The organism is Duganella callida, from assembly GCF_004614165.1.
Classification (GTDB): domain Bacteria; phylum Pseudomonadota; class Gammaproteobacteria; order Burkholderiales; family Burkholderiaceae_D; genus Rugamonas; species Rugamonas callida.
The window spans coordinates 17,778-33,313 of sequence record NZ_SPVG01000028.1 but is presented as its reverse complement, the minus strand read 5'-3'; the positions used below and the strand labels follow the sequence as shown (position 1 = coordinate 33,313).

Genomic DNA, 15,536 nt, shown 5'->3' with positions numbered 1-15,536 from the left:
ACGCCGCGCAGACGCCGCGCAGCGTCCCGTCCAGGCGGGCCAGCAGCTCCGCCGGCGCCTGGCCGTGGGCGCCGCCGCCGAAATAGTCCTCCAGCTTGCGCATCAGCGGCCGCAGCGTCACGCCAGCGCGTTCCAGCGCCGGCTGCAGTTCGCACAGCTGGGCGATGTGGATGCCCACCCGCAGTTCGCGCAGACCGTCGATTTCCTTTGCCCGCGCCTCCGGCGTCGGGTGGACCACGGCCAGGCGCGGCATCATCAGGCCGATGCGGTCGACCATGCGCGCCGCGAAGTGCGGCAGCGAGACCCTGGCCGATCCCTGCGCCGATTGCGCCGACTGTGCCATCTGCGCCACCTCGCGGCGCGCGCGGCGCAGCATGCGCTGTGCCATCCAGTCGCTGCCGACCGTGCGGATCAGGCCAGTCATCACCGCCGCCGCCAGGTAGCCGAACAGCTGCGCCAGCATGCTGTTCAGGAAGCTGGGGATGTCCAGCGTCCCGGTGTCCTGCAACGACAGCGATCCCGCCACGCCGATGATGAAGGCCAGAGCGCTGCCGCCGGTGGCGGGATTGGGCATGAAGGCGCCGGCGATCAGAAACACCGGCGCGATCGTCAGGACCAGCATTTCATAGCTGTGCACCGCCGGCAGCACCAGCAGGATATAGGCCGCCGCCACCGGCATCGAAATGATGGTCCACTTGGTGAACGATTTGATGAACGGCACCGGGTTGTCCTGGGTGGCGAAGAAGCAGCACAACACGCCGGCCATCATCGGCGCGGCGGCGCCGGAGGGCCAGGCGGTGGCGATCCAGAACGCGCAGCAGATCAATATCGTCACCGCCGCCGCCAGCGCGGAACGCAAGGCCATGCCGTGGTCGCGGTGCAGCACCGTCGGCGTCACGTGCGGCCTGTATGGCGTCTGCCCCGGCGCGCCGCCGGCCAGCACGGCACCGACATTCCCGCGCAGCTCCAGGCCGTCCTCGCAGGTTTCCACCAGCGTGTCGAGGCGCTGCACCAGATTCACGCGCAGGATCTCGCTCCAGCTGGCATCGGCCTTCAGTTCGGGACGCAGTTGCGCCAGTTGCGCACGCAGCTGCGCGGCGCGCGCCGGGTCGGCGTCGCGGCCGGCCTGCACCCAGGCGGCGATCTCGTCCAGCACACCGCGCCATGGCGCCAGGCTGGCGGGATCGACTTCGCGCAGCGCGTTCAGGCGGTCTTCCACCGCCAGCAGCAGCGGCACCATGACCGTCAGGCGGTCGTGCAGGCCGTGCACCATGCCGGCGGTCCAGCGCAGCTGCGAGGTGTCGAACGGCAGATGGGTGGACATCACCCGCAGTTCGCTGATCTCGCCGGCCAGCGCCAGTCGCGTATGCGCGGCCTGCCCCCGGTCGCGCGTCGGCGTCAGCGTATCGGCGGCCCAGCGCTGGGCGTCGGCGATGGCGCGGTCCAGACGGCCCAGCAGCACCGGTCCCACGCCTTGCGGGAACACCAGCGAATGCACCACGGTGGCCGACAGGATGCCGATGGTGATTTCCTCCACGCGCGCCAGGCCGGTGTCGAAAATCGAACCCGGATCGCTGACCGCCGGGAAGCCGATCAGGCCCGCCGTGTACCCGGCCAGCATGAAGATGTACGAACGCGGCGTGCGGTCCAGCAGCGAGATATACAGGCACAATCCCACCCAGCAGGCCAGCGCCAACGACAGCAGCTCGGGGGCGTTGGCCATGCGCGGCACCATCAGGATGGTGGCGGTACTGCCGATCAGCGTGCCGCAGACGCGGAACAGCGCCTTGGAACGCACCGCGCCGGAAAACGGACTGGCGACGATATACGCGGTCATCATCGCCCAGAACGGACGTGGCAGGCCGGCGGCCAGCGACACGTACAGCGCCAGCATGGACGCGGCGAAGCACTTGGCCGAAAACAGCATGGCGCCGGGTGTGGGCATCTTCACGATGGCGCTCCGGCCTCAATCCGCGCCGCGCTCGGCCAGCACCTGGTCCAGCCTGACCAGCACGCGCACGCAGGCTTCGACGTCGGCCTGCGGCATGTCCTGGAACAGATCGCGACGGAATGGCGCCAGCGCCTTTTCCAGCTTGTCGGCAATGCGCTTGCCGGCGGCGGTCAGCGTCAGCGTCTTGGCGCGGCGGTCGCTGGGATCGTCCTGGCGCAGCACCAGGCCCGCCGCCACCAGCTGATCGATGATGCGCACCAGCGAAGGCGGCTCGATGCCCACCGCATCGGCCACCTGGCCGGGCCGCACGCCGTCGCCCAGACGCGACATCATCAGCACCGGCCAGGCGCTGGCGTGCGACAGCTCGAAATCGGCCGTCAGCGCGTCGGCCGCCGACTTGTAGGCACGCGCCACGTGGATCAGCGTATGGGTCAGTGTCATCAGGGTTTTGTCGTAGCTGCTCATCTCGATCGGCTTCAAATATACTTAGGATCCTAAATATTAGCATCGAACGCAGATCTTTGCTGAGTGCCGGCTTAAAACGGAGAATGTTGCCAAATCATTCAGCCTGCGATATCGTTGCCAAATGAAATTAATTATCAAATTTGCAGCACTGCTGGCCGGCGCAATCCTTCTGGCCCGTGCGGCCCACGGCGCGGACATCCCGGCGGAACGCTTCTTCCAGAAGCCGGCCACCAGCGGCGCCGCCATTTCCCCCGACGGCCACCACGTGGCCTTGCGCATGCTGTCGCCGCGCGGACGCACGTTGCTGAACATCGTCGATACCGACACGCATGAGCAAAAGGTGGTGGCCAACTTCAATAACGCCGACGTCAGCCTGTTTTACTGGCAGAGCGACATGCGCCTGGTGTACTCCGTCATCAACGTCGATCACGAAGGCGATGTCGGTGCGCCGGGCCTGTACGCGGTCGATCGCGACGGCAAGGACTTCGCGCCGCTGTCGCCGCTGTTCAAGCGCCAGCGGTCCTTTGCCGACAGTGACTTCAACAACCGCGCCTACCTGGCCGCGCCCTCCGTTCACGGCTTCCCTTACCGGAAAGCCGATGCCATGGCGGTGATCGTGCAACAAGACCAAGGCCAGGATCTGGCGCTGCTCGACACGCACAAGGGCAGGGTCAGCTATCTTCGCGTGCCGCGCCAAACGTACCACTGGCTGTTCGACGCCGAGGGCACGGTGCGCGTGGCCATGTCGCGTCACGAAGGAAAAGAGGCGGTGTGGTACAAGGACGGCGACGCCTGGCGCGAGCTGCCGGCGCCGCAACCCTTCAAGCCGTTGCTGTATGCGGGCGGTAAGCTGTATGTGAGTTCGCGCAACGGCAAGGACCAGGCCGCGGTATACCGCTACGACCTGCAGCAAAATGCGCTGGAGGCGGAACCGCTGATCACGGTCCCCGGCTTCGACGCGGACGGCTACTTCATCGTCGACGACAGCAAGCTGCTGGGCTACCGCATCAACACCGACAGCGAGAACACGGTATGGTTCGACCCTGCCGTGAAAGCGATCCAGGCCGAGGTGGATGCCCGGCTGCCGGACACAATCAATACCATCAGCGTCGGCGCCCACAACCAGACGCCGTATGTGCTGGTCGACAGCCTCCGCGACACCCAGGACCACATCTACCTGCTGTATCACCGCGACAGCAAAAAACTGCTGCGGCTGGGCCCCGCCCGGGACGATCTGCCGTCCGCGCAGATGGCCGCCATGGCCATGGTGCGCTATCCGGCCCGCGACGGCCTGCAGATCCCGGCCTACATCACCTTCCCCAAAATCCCCGCCGGCCAGCCGGCGCCCGCGGTGGTGCTGATCGGCGATCCCCAGTGGTCGCGCAGCGCCCACTGGGAATGGGATGCGGAAGTGCAGTTCCTGGCATCGCGCGGCTATCTCGTGATTCAGCCGCAACCGCGCGGCATCGCCGGCTTCGGCCGCGCCCACGAGGAAGCGGGCGCGCGCCAGTGGGGCAGCGCCATTCAGGACGACATCGCCGACGCGGTCAAATGGGCGGTGGCGCAAGGCCACGCCGATCCGGCGCGCGTCTGCATCGCCGGCGGCGGCTACGGCGGCTATGCCGCCATGATGGGGTTGATACGCGACGCGGCGGTGTTCAAATGCGGCATCAGCTGGTCGGGGATCACCGATATCGCGTCCATGTACCTCAATGATTGGGAAGACGTGGCCGACACCCGCGCCTTGCCGCAGCTGCGCGCCACGGTAGGCGATCCGCGCACCGATGCCGACTGGCTGAAGGAGGTATCGCCGCTGCACCAGGCGGCACGCATCAAACGGCCGGTGCTGCTGGCCTACGGCAAGGAGGACAAGCGCGTGCCGTTCAGCGAGGGCCGCAAGTTTCACGCGGCCCTGACGGCAGCCCATGCCGAGGTCGAATGGCTGGAATACACGCCCAGCGTGGAAGACTGGAAGACCCAGGGCAACCGCATCGATCTGTGGCGCCACATCGAGGCCTTCCTGGCCCGTCATATCGGCCCGCGAACCGCGGGCCGATAGCCGGGCTTACTTGCGCTGCGCGGCGCTGGCGTCGCGGGTGGCGCGGAACTCCGCGTCCTTGGCCCAGTTGGGCCACTGCTTCGAATCGGCCAGGTCGCGGCCCAGCGCGTACAGCAGGCCCAGGTCGTGCGACATGCCGGCGAAGGTCCAGCTGGCGCTCCACTCGTCGGACGGCTGGTGGTAGTTCTTCACCACGTAGTCATCCTTGATCTTCTGGCCGGCCGCCAGGCCGCCCTGTACCAGCTCATCGCCCGATTCGAACGAGATGGCCGGCACGCCCTTCTTGGCGAACGGGAAGTGGTCGGAGCGGAAGAAGTGACCGGCTTCCGGCTTCGGATCCGGCGAATACGCCATGTTCCACTGCTTGGCCTTGGCCGTCAGCTGGTCCAGCAGATCCAGCTTGGCGTTGCCGGAGATGGAGAAGTTCTTGGTGACGCCGTCCGGGCTGAGGGCGTCCATGTTGATCACGCCGACCGTGGTGGCCAGCGGGTATACCGGATTGGAGGCATAGTACTCGGAACCGAGCAAGCCTTTTTCTTCGGCGGTCACCGCCAGGAACACCACGCTGCGCGCCGGCGCCGGTGCCTTGCCGTAGGCGCGCGCCAGTTCCAGCAGCGCGGCGATGCCCGTGGCATTGTCGACCGCGCCGTTGTAGATCTTGTCGCCCTTGGCATCCGGCAGGCCGACGCCCAGGTGGTCCCAGTGACCGCTGTAGATCACGGTCTCATTCGGCGCGGTCTTGCCGGCCAGGCGCGCCACCACGTTCTTCGAGGTGATCACCTGCGCATCCACCACGTAGTTGGCCGACAGCGTGATGCCCTTCAGCGTCACCGGCTTGAACTCGCGCGTCTGCGCCTGCTTCTTCAGCGCCTCGAAATCCAGGCCGGCGCGCTTGAACAGATCCGCCGCCAGGTCGCGCTGTATCCACGATTCCATCGGCGCGTGCGCCTCGGAAGGCTTCTTGCGCACGATGTCGTACATGACGTTGGTGTTGGAATTCTTCACCGTATTCCAGCCGTAGGAGGCCGGCGCGGTTTCGTGCACGATGATGGTGCCCAGCGCACCGCGGCGCGCCATCTCTTCGTACTTGTAGGTCCAGCGGCCATAATAGGTCATGGCCTTGCCGCCGAAGTCGCCGCTGCCGGTCTCGAAGTCGGGATCGTTGATCAGCACCACCGCCAGCTTGCCCTTCAGGTCCTGGCCCTTGAAGTCGTCCCACTTGCGCTCCGGCGCGGTGACGCCGTAGCCGACGAACACCAGCGGCGCGTTCTTGAAGTCGACCAGCTTGGAGCCATTCATGGCGGCGCGCACCGCCAGATCGTCGCCCTGCTTCAGTTCCTGCGTGGTCTTGCCGTCATTGAGCGTCAGCTTGACCGGCCCCTTGATTTCGAAGCGGCCCAGGGGCACGTCCTGGGTCCAGGCGCGCTGGCCCTTGACCAGATCGCCGCCCGGCTGCAGGCCGGCGGCCTTGAACTGTTCGATGATGTAGTTGACGGTCTTGGTCTCGCCGGCGGTATTCGGGCCGCGGCCTTCAAATTCGTCGGACGCCAGCACCTTGACATCGTTCGACAGGCGTTTGGCATCGAACTGCGGCGCATCGGCCGCATGGGCCGCGAACGCGGCCAGCAAGGACATTACAAGCACGGTGTGTTTCAAGCTACTCTCCCTAGGTTACATAAAAAACGGTCAGCGTATGCCGACCATGCCGCGGACGGATGCGTTCAGGCGAACAGGATCATAGCCATAGCCGTCCTTGAACACAATTTCCACGTTTTCGATATCGGCGATGCGCCGGCTCGGATCGCCCTTCAACACCACCAGGTCGGCGTGCTTGCCGACCGCGATCGAACCGATGCTGTCGGCGCGGCCCATGAACTGCGCGCCGTTGAGGGTGGCGATGCGGATCGCCTCCAGCGGCGTGAAGCCGGCTTCCACCAGCAGCTGCACCTCGCGCTGGTCGCCGAAACCGGGCAGCACGCCGCCGTTGCCGGTCGGGTCGGGGCCGGCCAGCAGCAGCCCGCCGGCACGCACGAAGGCCAGTTCGAACGCCATCTCCTTTTTCAGCAGCGCTTCCTGGCGCGCGGCGTAGCCGGACGCGGTGGCCGCCAGCGAGCGCGCCTCCAGATGGCTGCGCAGCGATTCCGGCGCCATCAGCGCCATCTGGCGGCGCGACAGCAAGGGACGCGTCGGCACGAAGGATTCGAACACCGGCAGCGTCGACGTGATGGCGACCTTGCGCGCCACCAGCTCGGCGATCAGCGCCTGCACTTCCGGGCTGGCGATCTCGCGCCGCTCCCACGACGCCGCCAGCGCGCCGCCGGCCGGACACTCGTCGGCACGGCGGTCGGCGACGAATTCGGTGTCGGTGAACACCGGACCGTGCTCGAGGTTGTCGATGCCCAGCGCCGCGGCCTGGCGGTAATCGACCGCGCACAGATGGCCGGTGACCTTCATGCCATGCTTGTGCGCCTGATCGACCGCCGCCGCCAGCACTGTCCGCGAGATCTTCATGTACGCCTTGAACGAGGTCGCACCCTCGCCGGCCCAGAAGTCCACCGTCTTGCGCACATGATCCGTCTCGGTCATCACCGCCATCTGCGGGAAAAAGCTGTCGCGGCCATCCAGGTACGGACCGGTGACATCCAGGTGCGGGCCGGGAATCCTGAACTCATCGATCTGGCGGCGGATATTCACGTCGGTATAAGGCTCGACGCTGCCGGTGGTGCGCATGGTGGTGACGCCGGCCGCCAGGTACAGCCGCGGCGCGCTGAAGGCGATCTCGGTGACGAACACCCCGGGCGGCGGCGTCTTGCCCTCGTCGTCGCGGTTGATCGAATGGGTGTACATCAGGTGATTGTGCATCCCGACCAGGCCGGGAATCACGCTGCGGCCGGTCAGATCGATCACCTGGGCGCCCGGCGGCGGCGCGCGCTCCGGGCCGGTGATGGCGGCGATGCGGCCGTCGCGCAGCAGCAGCGTGCGGTCCTCCTGCGCCGGTGCGCCGGTGCCGTCGATCACGCGCACGTGGGTCAGCGCGATCAGCGGCTGATTAAACTGGATGAACTTGGCCACCTCCGGGGAAGGCAAGGGCGTCTGCGCCAGCGCACAGCTGCAGAACAACATGGCCCCCATGATGTGTAAGCGCATAGCTCCCCTCCCGTAGAGACGCAACATACCACAATCCGGGGTCAATTCTGCCATTGGTACATGAGCCCGTGTGCGATTGGCAGAACTGACCCCGGATTTGGGTGGGGCAGCGTACGGATGGGGACGGCGGCTGGGCGCACACTGGCAGCCTGTCTTGGGAGACCGTCATGCCGGAAGGACCGTCGATTGTGATCTTGCGCGAGGAGGCCGAGGGCTTGGTCGGCCGCGTCATCGAGCACGCCAGCGGCAACAGCAAGGCTGTCGATTTCGCGGCGCTGGCCGGCCAGCGCGTGGTGGCGCTGCGCAGCTGGGGCAAACACTTTCTGATCCAGCTCGAGGACCGCGCGCTGCGCATCCATCTGATGATGTTCGGCAGTTACCGCATCAATCAGCGCAAGGAGTCGGCGCCACGTCTGAGCCTGGGCTTCACCGATGGCGAGGAACTGAATTTCTACGCCTGCTCGGTCAAGCAGGTGGCGGCCGATCTGGAGCGCCAGTACGACTGGCGCGTGGATGTGATGTCGGATCAGTGGGATCCGAAGTGGGTGCTGAAGCAGCTGCGCGCGCAGCCGGACCTGCTGGTGTGCGACGCGGCGCTCGATCAGACCATCTTTTCCGGCGCCGGCAACATCTTCAAGAACGAGGTGCTGTTCCGCATCCGCGTCCATCCGCTGTCGACGGTGGGCGCGCTGCCGGCCGCCAAACAGCGCGCGCTCGTGGCGGAGATGCGCAACTATGCCTTCGATTTCCTGCGCTGGAAGAAGGCGTTCGTGCTCAAGCAGCACTGGCAGGCGCACACCAAAACCATCTGCCCGCGCTGCCACATCCCGTTCCACAAGGGCCATCTGGGCAAGACCCGGCGCCGCAGCTTTTTCTGCCCGCAGTGCCAGATCCAGTATCCGGCCGCGCTTAAACCAGCCCGGTCAGATAGTAAATCGCGATCACCACGAACACCGCCGCCGTCTTGATCACGGTCACGCCGAAGATGTCGCGGTAGGATTCGCGGTGCGTCAGGCCGGTGACCGCCAGCAGTGTGATGACGGCGCCGTTGTGCGGCAGCGTGTCCATGCCGCCGCTGGCCATGGCCACCACGCGGTGCATCACTTCCAGCGGAATGTGGGCGGCGTCGGCGGCCTTGATGAACTGGTCCGACATGGCCGCCAGCGCGATGCTCATGCCGCCCGAGGCGGAGCCGGTGATGCCGGCCAGCGCGGTCACCGACACGGTCGCGTTGACCAGCGGATTGGGTACGCTGCGCAGCGCCTCGCTCACCGACAGGAAGCCGGGCAGCGCGGCGATCACGCCGCCGAAGCCGTATTCGGACGCGGTGTTCATGGCCGCCAGCAGCGCGCCGCCGACCGCCGCCCTGGTGCCGTCGGCGAAGCTGGCGCGGATGCGCGGAAAGGCGGTGACCACGGTCAGCAGGATGCCCAGCAACAGCGCGCCTTCCACCGCCCAGATGCCCACCACCGGTTTGATCGGCAGGGTCACCGGCGCGTGCAGCCCGGGCAGCGCGTCGGCCGTCAGCGCGTAGCTGTCGCCGTACCAGCCGGGAATCAGTTTGGTCAGCACGAAGTTGGCGACGCCCACCAGCACCAGCGGCGCCAGCGACAGCAGCGGATGCGGCAGGCCGGCGCGCGCTGCGCCAAGCTGGCCGGATGCGTCGCTTGCGGATGCCGGCGCGGCAGCGCCACCGTCAGCGCCAGTGGCAGCGACGGCGGCGCCGCTGTAACCTTCCCCCTTCGCCATCGCGCTGCGGCGGCGCCATTCCAGGAACGTCAGGCCGGCGGCCAGCGTGACGATGGAACCGACCACGCCCAGCCACGGCGCCGCCCAGCCGGTGGTCTTGAAGAAGGTGGTCGGGATGATGTTCTGGATCTGCGGCGTGCCCGGCAGGGTGTCCATGGTGAAGGAGAACGCCCCCAGCGCGATCGCGCCCGGCATCAGCCGCTTGGGGATGTTGCTCTGCCTGTACAACTCGGCCGCGAACGGGTACACCGCGAACACCACCACGAACAGCGACACGCCGCCGTAGGTCAGCAGCGCGCACACCAGCACGATCACGGCGTTGGCGCGCGCGCGGCCGATGTATTTGATGGCCGCCACCACGATCGCCTCGGAAAAGCCGGACAGTTCGATCAGCTTGCCGAACACGGCGCCCAGCAGGAACACCGGAAAGTACAGCTTGACGAAGCCGACCAGCTTATCCATGAAGATGCCGCTAAACACCGGCGCCACCGCGCCGGGATCGGTCAGCAGCACCGCGCCCAGCGCGGCCACCGGCGCAAACAGGATCACGCTGTAACCGCGATACGCGGCCAGCATCAGAAAGGCCAGCGCGGCCAGGACGATCAGAAAGGTCATGCGGTCTCCGCAGCGTAGTTATCGTGCCTGCATTGTAGAACTTCCGGCAACGCCGCGCAGCCCGCTTAAGGGGCAGCCGGATGGCTGCCGGCGACTAGCGCGCCGTTGTAGCACCGCACCAACATGGCCATATGCGCCGGGTGCGATCGCGCCAGCATGCGGACATCCGCCCGAAACGCGTTATCATAGTTCTAGCAGACAACTTCTTATAACAAGATTCAAGGAGACGGCATGGGTGGCCTGCATGCTACGCTGCAGTGTGGCGACAAGCTCTCGCTGAACTGGAGCTATCTGAACGCGATTGCCAATGGCGTGTCGGCCATCGACCTCGACGGGCTGGCGCTGCGCACGCTGGACGATGCGCGCCAGTTCGTGCGCGAGTACGGTTTCGACCTCGACCAGTCCGCCACGCCCGGGCTGATCCGCCGGGCGCACCGCGAGGCGGTGGACTTCATCGCCACCACCTTTCTGCCGCCCGGCCGCGCCGACCTGATCCCGCCCGAGGTCGGCCGCGCCGACGACCCGCTGCAACTGCTGGTGTACGCCTCGCTGCGCGGCCAGCACGTCGATCTGCGGCGCATGTGGTCGTGCGCGGTGCTGAAGGTCATGCACGGCATCTTTTACATCGACAACAACCTCAAGCTGCGCCACTTCCACGCCATCCGCACCCAGGTGTTCGCCGCGCTGGAGGAAGTGATCAAATGCGATGGCGACCAGTATTACCTCACCGACGGCAGCATCTGCCTGCCGCTGCTGCACTACGACCGCAAGGACAACAAGGGCCGCGCCAGCATCCTGCTCAAGCTGCTGCAGAAGGCGGCCTACCTGGCGGCCGACATCTTCGATTACCTCGGCGTGCGACTGGTGTTCGCCACCCGCTGCGAATGCCTGCTGGCGCTGCGCACGCTGCAGCGCGCGCACCTGCTGTCGGTGACCAACATCGATGCCGGCCGCACCCGCAACACCCTGCTCGACATCGACGCCGCCAAGCAGGTGTTCTGCAAATACCGCGCCCAGCTCGAGCACAGCAAGGACTATCCGCTGGATCTGCTGCGCAACATGGACGCCGAACTGGATGCCCTGTCCCAGCCGCAGACGCGCTGCGACAACCCGCACAGCGGCGCCGGCTTCAACAGCGTGCAGGTCACGGCGCGCAAGATGATCCACGTGCAGCAGCTGGACGCGCTGCCGGAACAGGATTACGACGTCGGCTTTTTCTTCGAATACGAAATCCAGCTGATGGACCAGGCCAGCTACGAGCGCAGTTTGAACGGCCCGGCCAGCCACGCGGCGTACAAGCAGCGCCAGGTCGACACCGCGCGCACCCGCGTGTTCGGCCGCGAGCTGCTGCGCTGGGTGCAGCAGCAAGGTTGAGCGGTGCGCCGCCGGCGCCGGCGGCACGCTACCATGGCTGCATGAAAACTCTGCTCAGCCTGGCATTGCTGGCGGCCGTCTGCCATGCCGGCGCGCAAAACGCGCCCAGCGTGACGGTCAGCACCACCCGCGATCCGGTCGACAAATCCTACCGCAAGATGGTGGCCGGCATGGACCTGTTCGAACGTCGGCATGCGCTGGCGCCGCAAGCCAGCCTGCGCTTCCAGCTGCTGCCGCGCCTGCCCACCACCGAGCTCGATGGCATCGCCCTGCGCGTAGCCGGCGATACCGTGTCGCTGCCGGTGACGGTGGCGGCCGACCACAGCTTCACGCTGGAACGCAACGCCCAGGCGCTGAAGGAGGACGCGGCCTTGATCGCCAGCCGCAAGACCAGCACCCTGACCTGGCGCGCGCAGGTGCGCAGTCCCGGCGTGCCGGACGGCATGCGCCGGCTGGGCGACCTGCGGCTGGAATGCATGGTCGGCGTGGAGGCGGGCCTGCTGTCGAACAATGCGCAGATGTTCGCCTGGCTGGGCGAGCTGTTCACCAGCCCCGAACGCGTGTGCAACGCGCCCGACGGCAATTACCTGTTCTTTGCCGACCATCCCGTGTTTGCGGTGACCCTGCGCGACGGCGCCCGCGGCGCCACCCTGCCGTTCAGCGCGCTGTACGCGGGCGGCACGCAGACGCCGGCCACATTGCCCTATTGCGATTGTCAGGTGCTGCTGGACCGCAGCTACTATGCGCCGGTGTGGGACCGCGGCTGGTCCGACGATACCCTGTTATCCTTTGAGGACATGGCGGCGCCGGGCGGCACCGCGCTGGCGCCCGACTACGCCAGCACGGCGCAGATGCGCGCCAGGCTGGGACCGGCCCAGGTGATCGCCTTCGACAGCGGCTACCAGGTCTGGCGCTACAATTATCCCGCGGCGCATGGCCAGCCGGCGCCCGCTGAATTCGTCGTCCTGTTCGGCCCGGACGGCCAGGCGCGCAAGGCCAGAATGCGCGAACCCGATCAACCATAGCCGTGTTCGAAAGGAGTACGCCATGAGACACCTGCCCCACACCCTGCGTCTGGCCGCGGCCAGCCTGTTGCTGCTGACCGCCTGCGCCGGCGCGCAACAATCGCCGCCGGCACCGACCGACACCGCCCCCGCCACCGCGACCGACCCGGCCGGCAACGCCGGCGCGCTGTGGCAGCAGATCAAGCAAGCCAACGCCGACCAGAGCTGCGACAACAGCAGCCAGTGCCACACCATCGGCATCGGCGCCAAGGCCTGCGGCGGGCCGGAAAACTACCTGGCCTGGTCGAGCAAGAACAACGATGGCGCCAAGCTGAAATCGCTGGTCGAACTGCACTCGGCCGCCCGCCGCGCCGACGACAAGCGCCAGCACATGATGTCGACCTGCTCGGTGGTCAGCGACCCCGGCGCCACCTGCCGCGCCGGCGTCTGCGTGCTCAACGCGCGCAACCCGGCCAACCCGGGCGGCCCCAATCTGCAATAGTCAGAGCTGGTGATCCTCGCACATGCCGGCCGCCGTGCGCGAGCCGCCGTCGGCATTGAAGTAGAACGGCTGGCTGGCGATCACGGCGTTCAGCGGCGCATGCGTGGCGCGCTGGCTCACGACGAATTGCGCCATGCTTTTGGCTTCCGCCTTGGTGAACGTGAAGCGCACCTGGCCGTCCTCCTGCTCGCGGCCGATGCTCATGCCAAACGCGGCCTTGCCGGCCTGGTTGATGGTGCGCGGCGGCCGGATCACGCCGACCAGCTTCTGCCCCTTGTAGCGCAGCTGCAGACCGTCGATCAACTGCTTGTCGCGGCTGGCGGCGGCGATCGCGCGCTGCTTGTCCGCCTCGTCGCTGGCGCTGAACGAGTAGGAATGCACCACCGCATAGTGACGCCATTCTTTCTGCGGCACGATGTAGCTGGCACTCCAGGTCAGCTGCTTGTCGCGGATTTTTTGGGTGCGCGGCGCCACATCGCGCAGCGCCACATAGGCCAGCGTCGCGTGCAGCGGCTTGGCGCGGCCATTGCTCGGCGTCAAGGTGATGTCGATCCGGTCGCAACCGTGCCTGAGGCCCTGGAAGTTCAGCGACTGCAGCGCGAAGTTGTAGCGGTAGTTGCCTTCTGCCTCGACTGGCACCGGCCGCAGCCGCGGCGGCAGGCCATCCTCCAGCACCGGGATACCGTTGACCCGCACATCAACTTCGAGCGCCTGCACGTTCTGATCGCGGAAGGCGTCGGTCTCGATGCTGAACACGGTGTAGCCCACGCCCTCGGGATTACTCTTCGTTAAGGTCTGCAGCGAAGGCACATGCCAGAACGGCGCGCCGGGGCGGTCCGGCGCGGTGGCCGGCGCCGGCTGCGCCCAGGCGCGGCCGACGAGCAGGTCCAGCCAGTTGGCCGCCGACACCGCCGGCTTGGGCTCGCAGGCGGCCAGCCAGGCCGTGGATTGGGCGGACGGCTTGCACAGCTTGCCCTCCACGCAATCGAAGATGTCATACGTGATCTGTCCCAGCTTGGGCAATTTGACTGGCTGCCGGAAGCAGATTTCGGTGATCGCGGGCGCGGTGAGCGACAGCCGCGAATTGCCCAGACGTTCGGCAATGATGGTGCCGCGGAAGATTTCGCCCGCGCGCGGATACAGCAGATCGTACTGGTAGTACGCCAGGCCTTGCGCGTCCTGCATGGTGATACGACGCGACAAGGGCCGCTCGCGCGCGGTCAGGTCCAGGCGCACGTTTTCCGAGTACAGCCTGGGATCGGTACTCACCGTGCGCTTGAAGTTGAAGCGGAAGTCTATCGGCTCCGGCCATGCCGGCGTCGCGCTTTCGGGCGCCGCCGCGTTGATCACCATGTCGAACAGGTTTTGCACCAGCGGCTTCATGCAATTGCGGATCTTGTCGTTTTCGATCAGTGCCACCTGCTGCGGCAGCCCCTCGCGCGCGCCGCGCAACACCTGGTTGGTGCGTTCGACCGTCAGCTTGCCGGACAGCGTGCTGGCGATCGACTTGAAGCTGGCCTGCAACTGCGCCACGCCCTTGCTGGTTTCATTGTTCAGGCAGACCGCCGACGCCTTATCGATCATGGTGGACAGCAGCGCCAGATTGGTGTGCAGTTCGGCATTGCGGCGCTCGCTGGCGCTCTGCGCGGGCGCCGGCGGCGCCGACAGCGCCATCGCATGGCAGCCGCAGCACAGCAGCGCGGCGCAGCGGCGCAGCGGCCGCGGCCGTGCCGGTCGAGGTGCGTTCATCGTGGCCTCCCGTGGATTACATCGTGCCGGCCAGGTCGCGGATCTTCGCGCCCCAGGGTTCCATGCATGCGCGGATGTCGGCATTCTCGACTTGCGCCAGCGCCGCGGTGAAACGCGCCGCCGCGCCGCGTTCCGCCGCGCGCAGCTTCTCGATCGAGGTGGCGCCCTTGATGCCCGACCTGGCCGCCGACAGCGTCAACGACAGGTCGGCCGCCTGCTTGTCCCGGGTATTGGACAGACACATGCGCTCGGCCATGTCGACCAGCTGATACATCTTCGACGCCTGTGTATCCGGCGCGGCGCCGCCGCTGGGCGGCATGAAATACACAAGCAGCACGGCAACCAGCAACACGGCCGCACCGAAGATGGCAGGCTTGTTCATGAGATCCCCTCTAGTTATCGGCGCCGCAAGCCGCGCCCCAGTTTGAACAGCAGTAACAGCAGCACATCGTAAGGCAGGGCAAGACACTCCTTGGCGACGTAGCGGCCCCAGGTAAAGCCGCCCAGAAATGGCCGGTCGGCCGGCATCGCCGGCAAGGCCACCCGGTATCCGAGCAGGCGCAACAATAACGCGCAGCGATACTGGTGATAACCGCTGGTGCACACCGCCACCAGCTCGATATCCGTCAAGCCGGCCAGGATGCGCTCGCAGCGCACGACCGACTCCAGCGTGTCGCCGGCCTGGGTTTCCAGCAAAATCAGCTGCTCGTCGCAGCCCCTGGCCAGCAGCAGGTCGCGCATCACCAGCGCTTCCGCCGGGCCGTGACGGCCGACGCCGCCGGTCGCCAGGAACCGCACCGCGCCGGGCTGCGCCAGCGCGTAGCGCCAGGCGCCGTCGACGCGCCGTGCGAGGCTGGGGCTGGCGCTGCCGTCAGCACGCACCGCCGCGCCAAAGATGATCAGATAAATCGCCATCACGCT

General features: G+C 66.9%; 13 protein-coding genes. 5 read left to right on the top strand and 8 right to left on the bottom strand.

Features of this window, described 5'->3' with window-relative positions; all coding sequences use genetic code 11:
* A partial coding sequence (locus E4L98_RS03075; protein ID WP_229257215.1) for an FUSC family protein occupies window positions 1–1,945 on the bottom strand: 1,945 nt, incomplete at its 3' end.
* Window positions 1,946–1,966: 21 nt separating this feature from the next.
* On the bottom strand, window positions 1,967–2,416 hold the full coding sequence (locus E4L98_RS03070) for a MarR family winged helix-turn-helix transcriptional regulator (RefSeq protein WP_135200101.1): 450 nt from the start codon (window positions 2,414–2,416) through the stop codon (window positions 1,967–1,969).
* 121 nt (window positions 2,417–2,537) lie between these two features.
* Here E4L98_RS03070 and E4L98_RS03065 point away from each other — a divergent pair, with 121 nt between their 5' ends.
* A complete protein-coding gene (locus E4L98_RS03065) occupies window positions 2,538–4,475 on the top strand; it encodes an alpha/beta hydrolase family protein (protein WP_135200100.1) in 1,938 nt (645 codons plus the stop codon).
* Between the two features lie 6 nt (window positions 4,476–4,481).
* On the opposite strand, the gene E4L98_RS03060 is transcribed toward E4L98_RS03065, so the two are convergent.
* Complete coding sequence (locus tag E4L98_RS03060) at window positions 4,482–6,131, bottom strand: M28 family metallopeptidase (protein WP_205746651.1); 1,650 nt, start codon at window positions 6,129–6,131, stop codon at window positions 4,482–4,484.
* Between the two features lie 30 nt (window positions 6,132–6,161).
* Complete coding sequence (locus tag E4L98_RS03055) at window positions 6,162–7,622, bottom strand: amidohydrolase family protein (protein WP_135200099.1); 1,461 nt, start codon at window positions 7,620–7,622, stop codon at window positions 6,162–6,164.
* A gap of 167 nt (window positions 7,623–7,789) precedes the next feature.
* Between E4L98_RS03055 and E4L98_RS03050 the strand changes: the two genes are divergently transcribed.
* Entirely contained in the window at window positions 7,790–8,590 is an 801-nt protein-coding gene (locus tag E4L98_RS03050; RefSeq protein ID WP_135200098.1) for a DNA-formamidopyrimidine glycosylase family protein, read from the top strand.
* Here E4L98_RS03050 and E4L98_RS03045 read toward each other — a convergent pair.
* On the bottom strand, window positions 8,532–9,986 hold the full coding sequence (locus E4L98_RS03045; RefSeq protein ID WP_135200097.1) for a GntP family permease: 1,455 nt from the start codon (window positions 9,984–9,986) through the stop codon (window positions 8,532–8,534). The two genes, E4L98_RS03050 and E4L98_RS03045, sit on opposite strands and share 59 nt — an antisense overlap.
* A gap of 231 nt (window positions 9,987–10,217) precedes the next feature.
* Here E4L98_RS03045 and E4L98_RS03040 point away from each other — a divergent pair, with 231 nt between their 5' ends.
* The 3 genes from E4L98_RS03040 to E4L98_RS03030 are packed head-to-tail and all read left to right on the top strand — an operon-like array spanning window position 10,218 to window position 12,866.
* Entirely contained in the window at window positions 10,218–11,360 is a 1,143-nt protein-coding gene (locus tag E4L98_RS03040) for a TIGR04552 family protein (protein WP_135200096.1), read from the top strand.
* 41 nt (window positions 11,361–11,401) lie between these two features.
* Window positions 11,402–12,385 (top strand): hypothetical protein, encoded by a 984-nt coding sequence (locus tag E4L98_RS03035; RefSeq protein WP_135200095.1) that lies wholly within the window; start codon window positions 11,402–11,404, stop codon window positions 12,383–12,385.
* A gap of 22 nt (window positions 12,386–12,407) precedes the next feature.
* Entirely contained in the window at window positions 12,408–12,866 is a 459-nt protein-coding gene (locus E4L98_RS03030; RefSeq protein ID WP_135200094.1) for a hypothetical protein, read from the top strand.
* Here the strand turns inward: E4L98_RS03030 and E4L98_RS03025 are convergent, their stop codons facing one another.
* The 3 genes from E4L98_RS03025 to E4L98_RS03015 are packed head-to-tail and all read right to left on the bottom strand — an operon-like array spanning window position 12,867 to window position 15,530.
* On the bottom strand, window positions 12,867–14,615 hold the full coding sequence (locus E4L98_RS03025) for a hypothetical protein (protein ID WP_135200093.1): 1,749 nt from the start codon (window positions 14,613–14,615) through the stop codon (window positions 12,867–12,869). It lies immediately after the preceding gene.
* A 16-nt stretch (window positions 14,616–14,631) separates the two neighbouring features.
* Entirely contained in the window at window positions 14,632–14,997 is a 366-nt protein-coding gene (locus tag E4L98_RS03020) for a hypothetical protein (protein ID WP_135200092.1), read from the bottom strand.
* Between the two features lie 14 nt (window positions 14,998–15,011).
* The gene (locus tag E4L98_RS03015; protein WP_135200091.1) at window positions 15,012–15,530 is read right to left on the bottom strand and encodes a YdcF family protein; all 519 of its coding nucleotides are present in this window, start codon (window positions 15,528–15,530) and stop codon (window positions 15,012–15,014) included.
* Window positions 15,531–15,536: the final 6 nt, after the last annotated feature.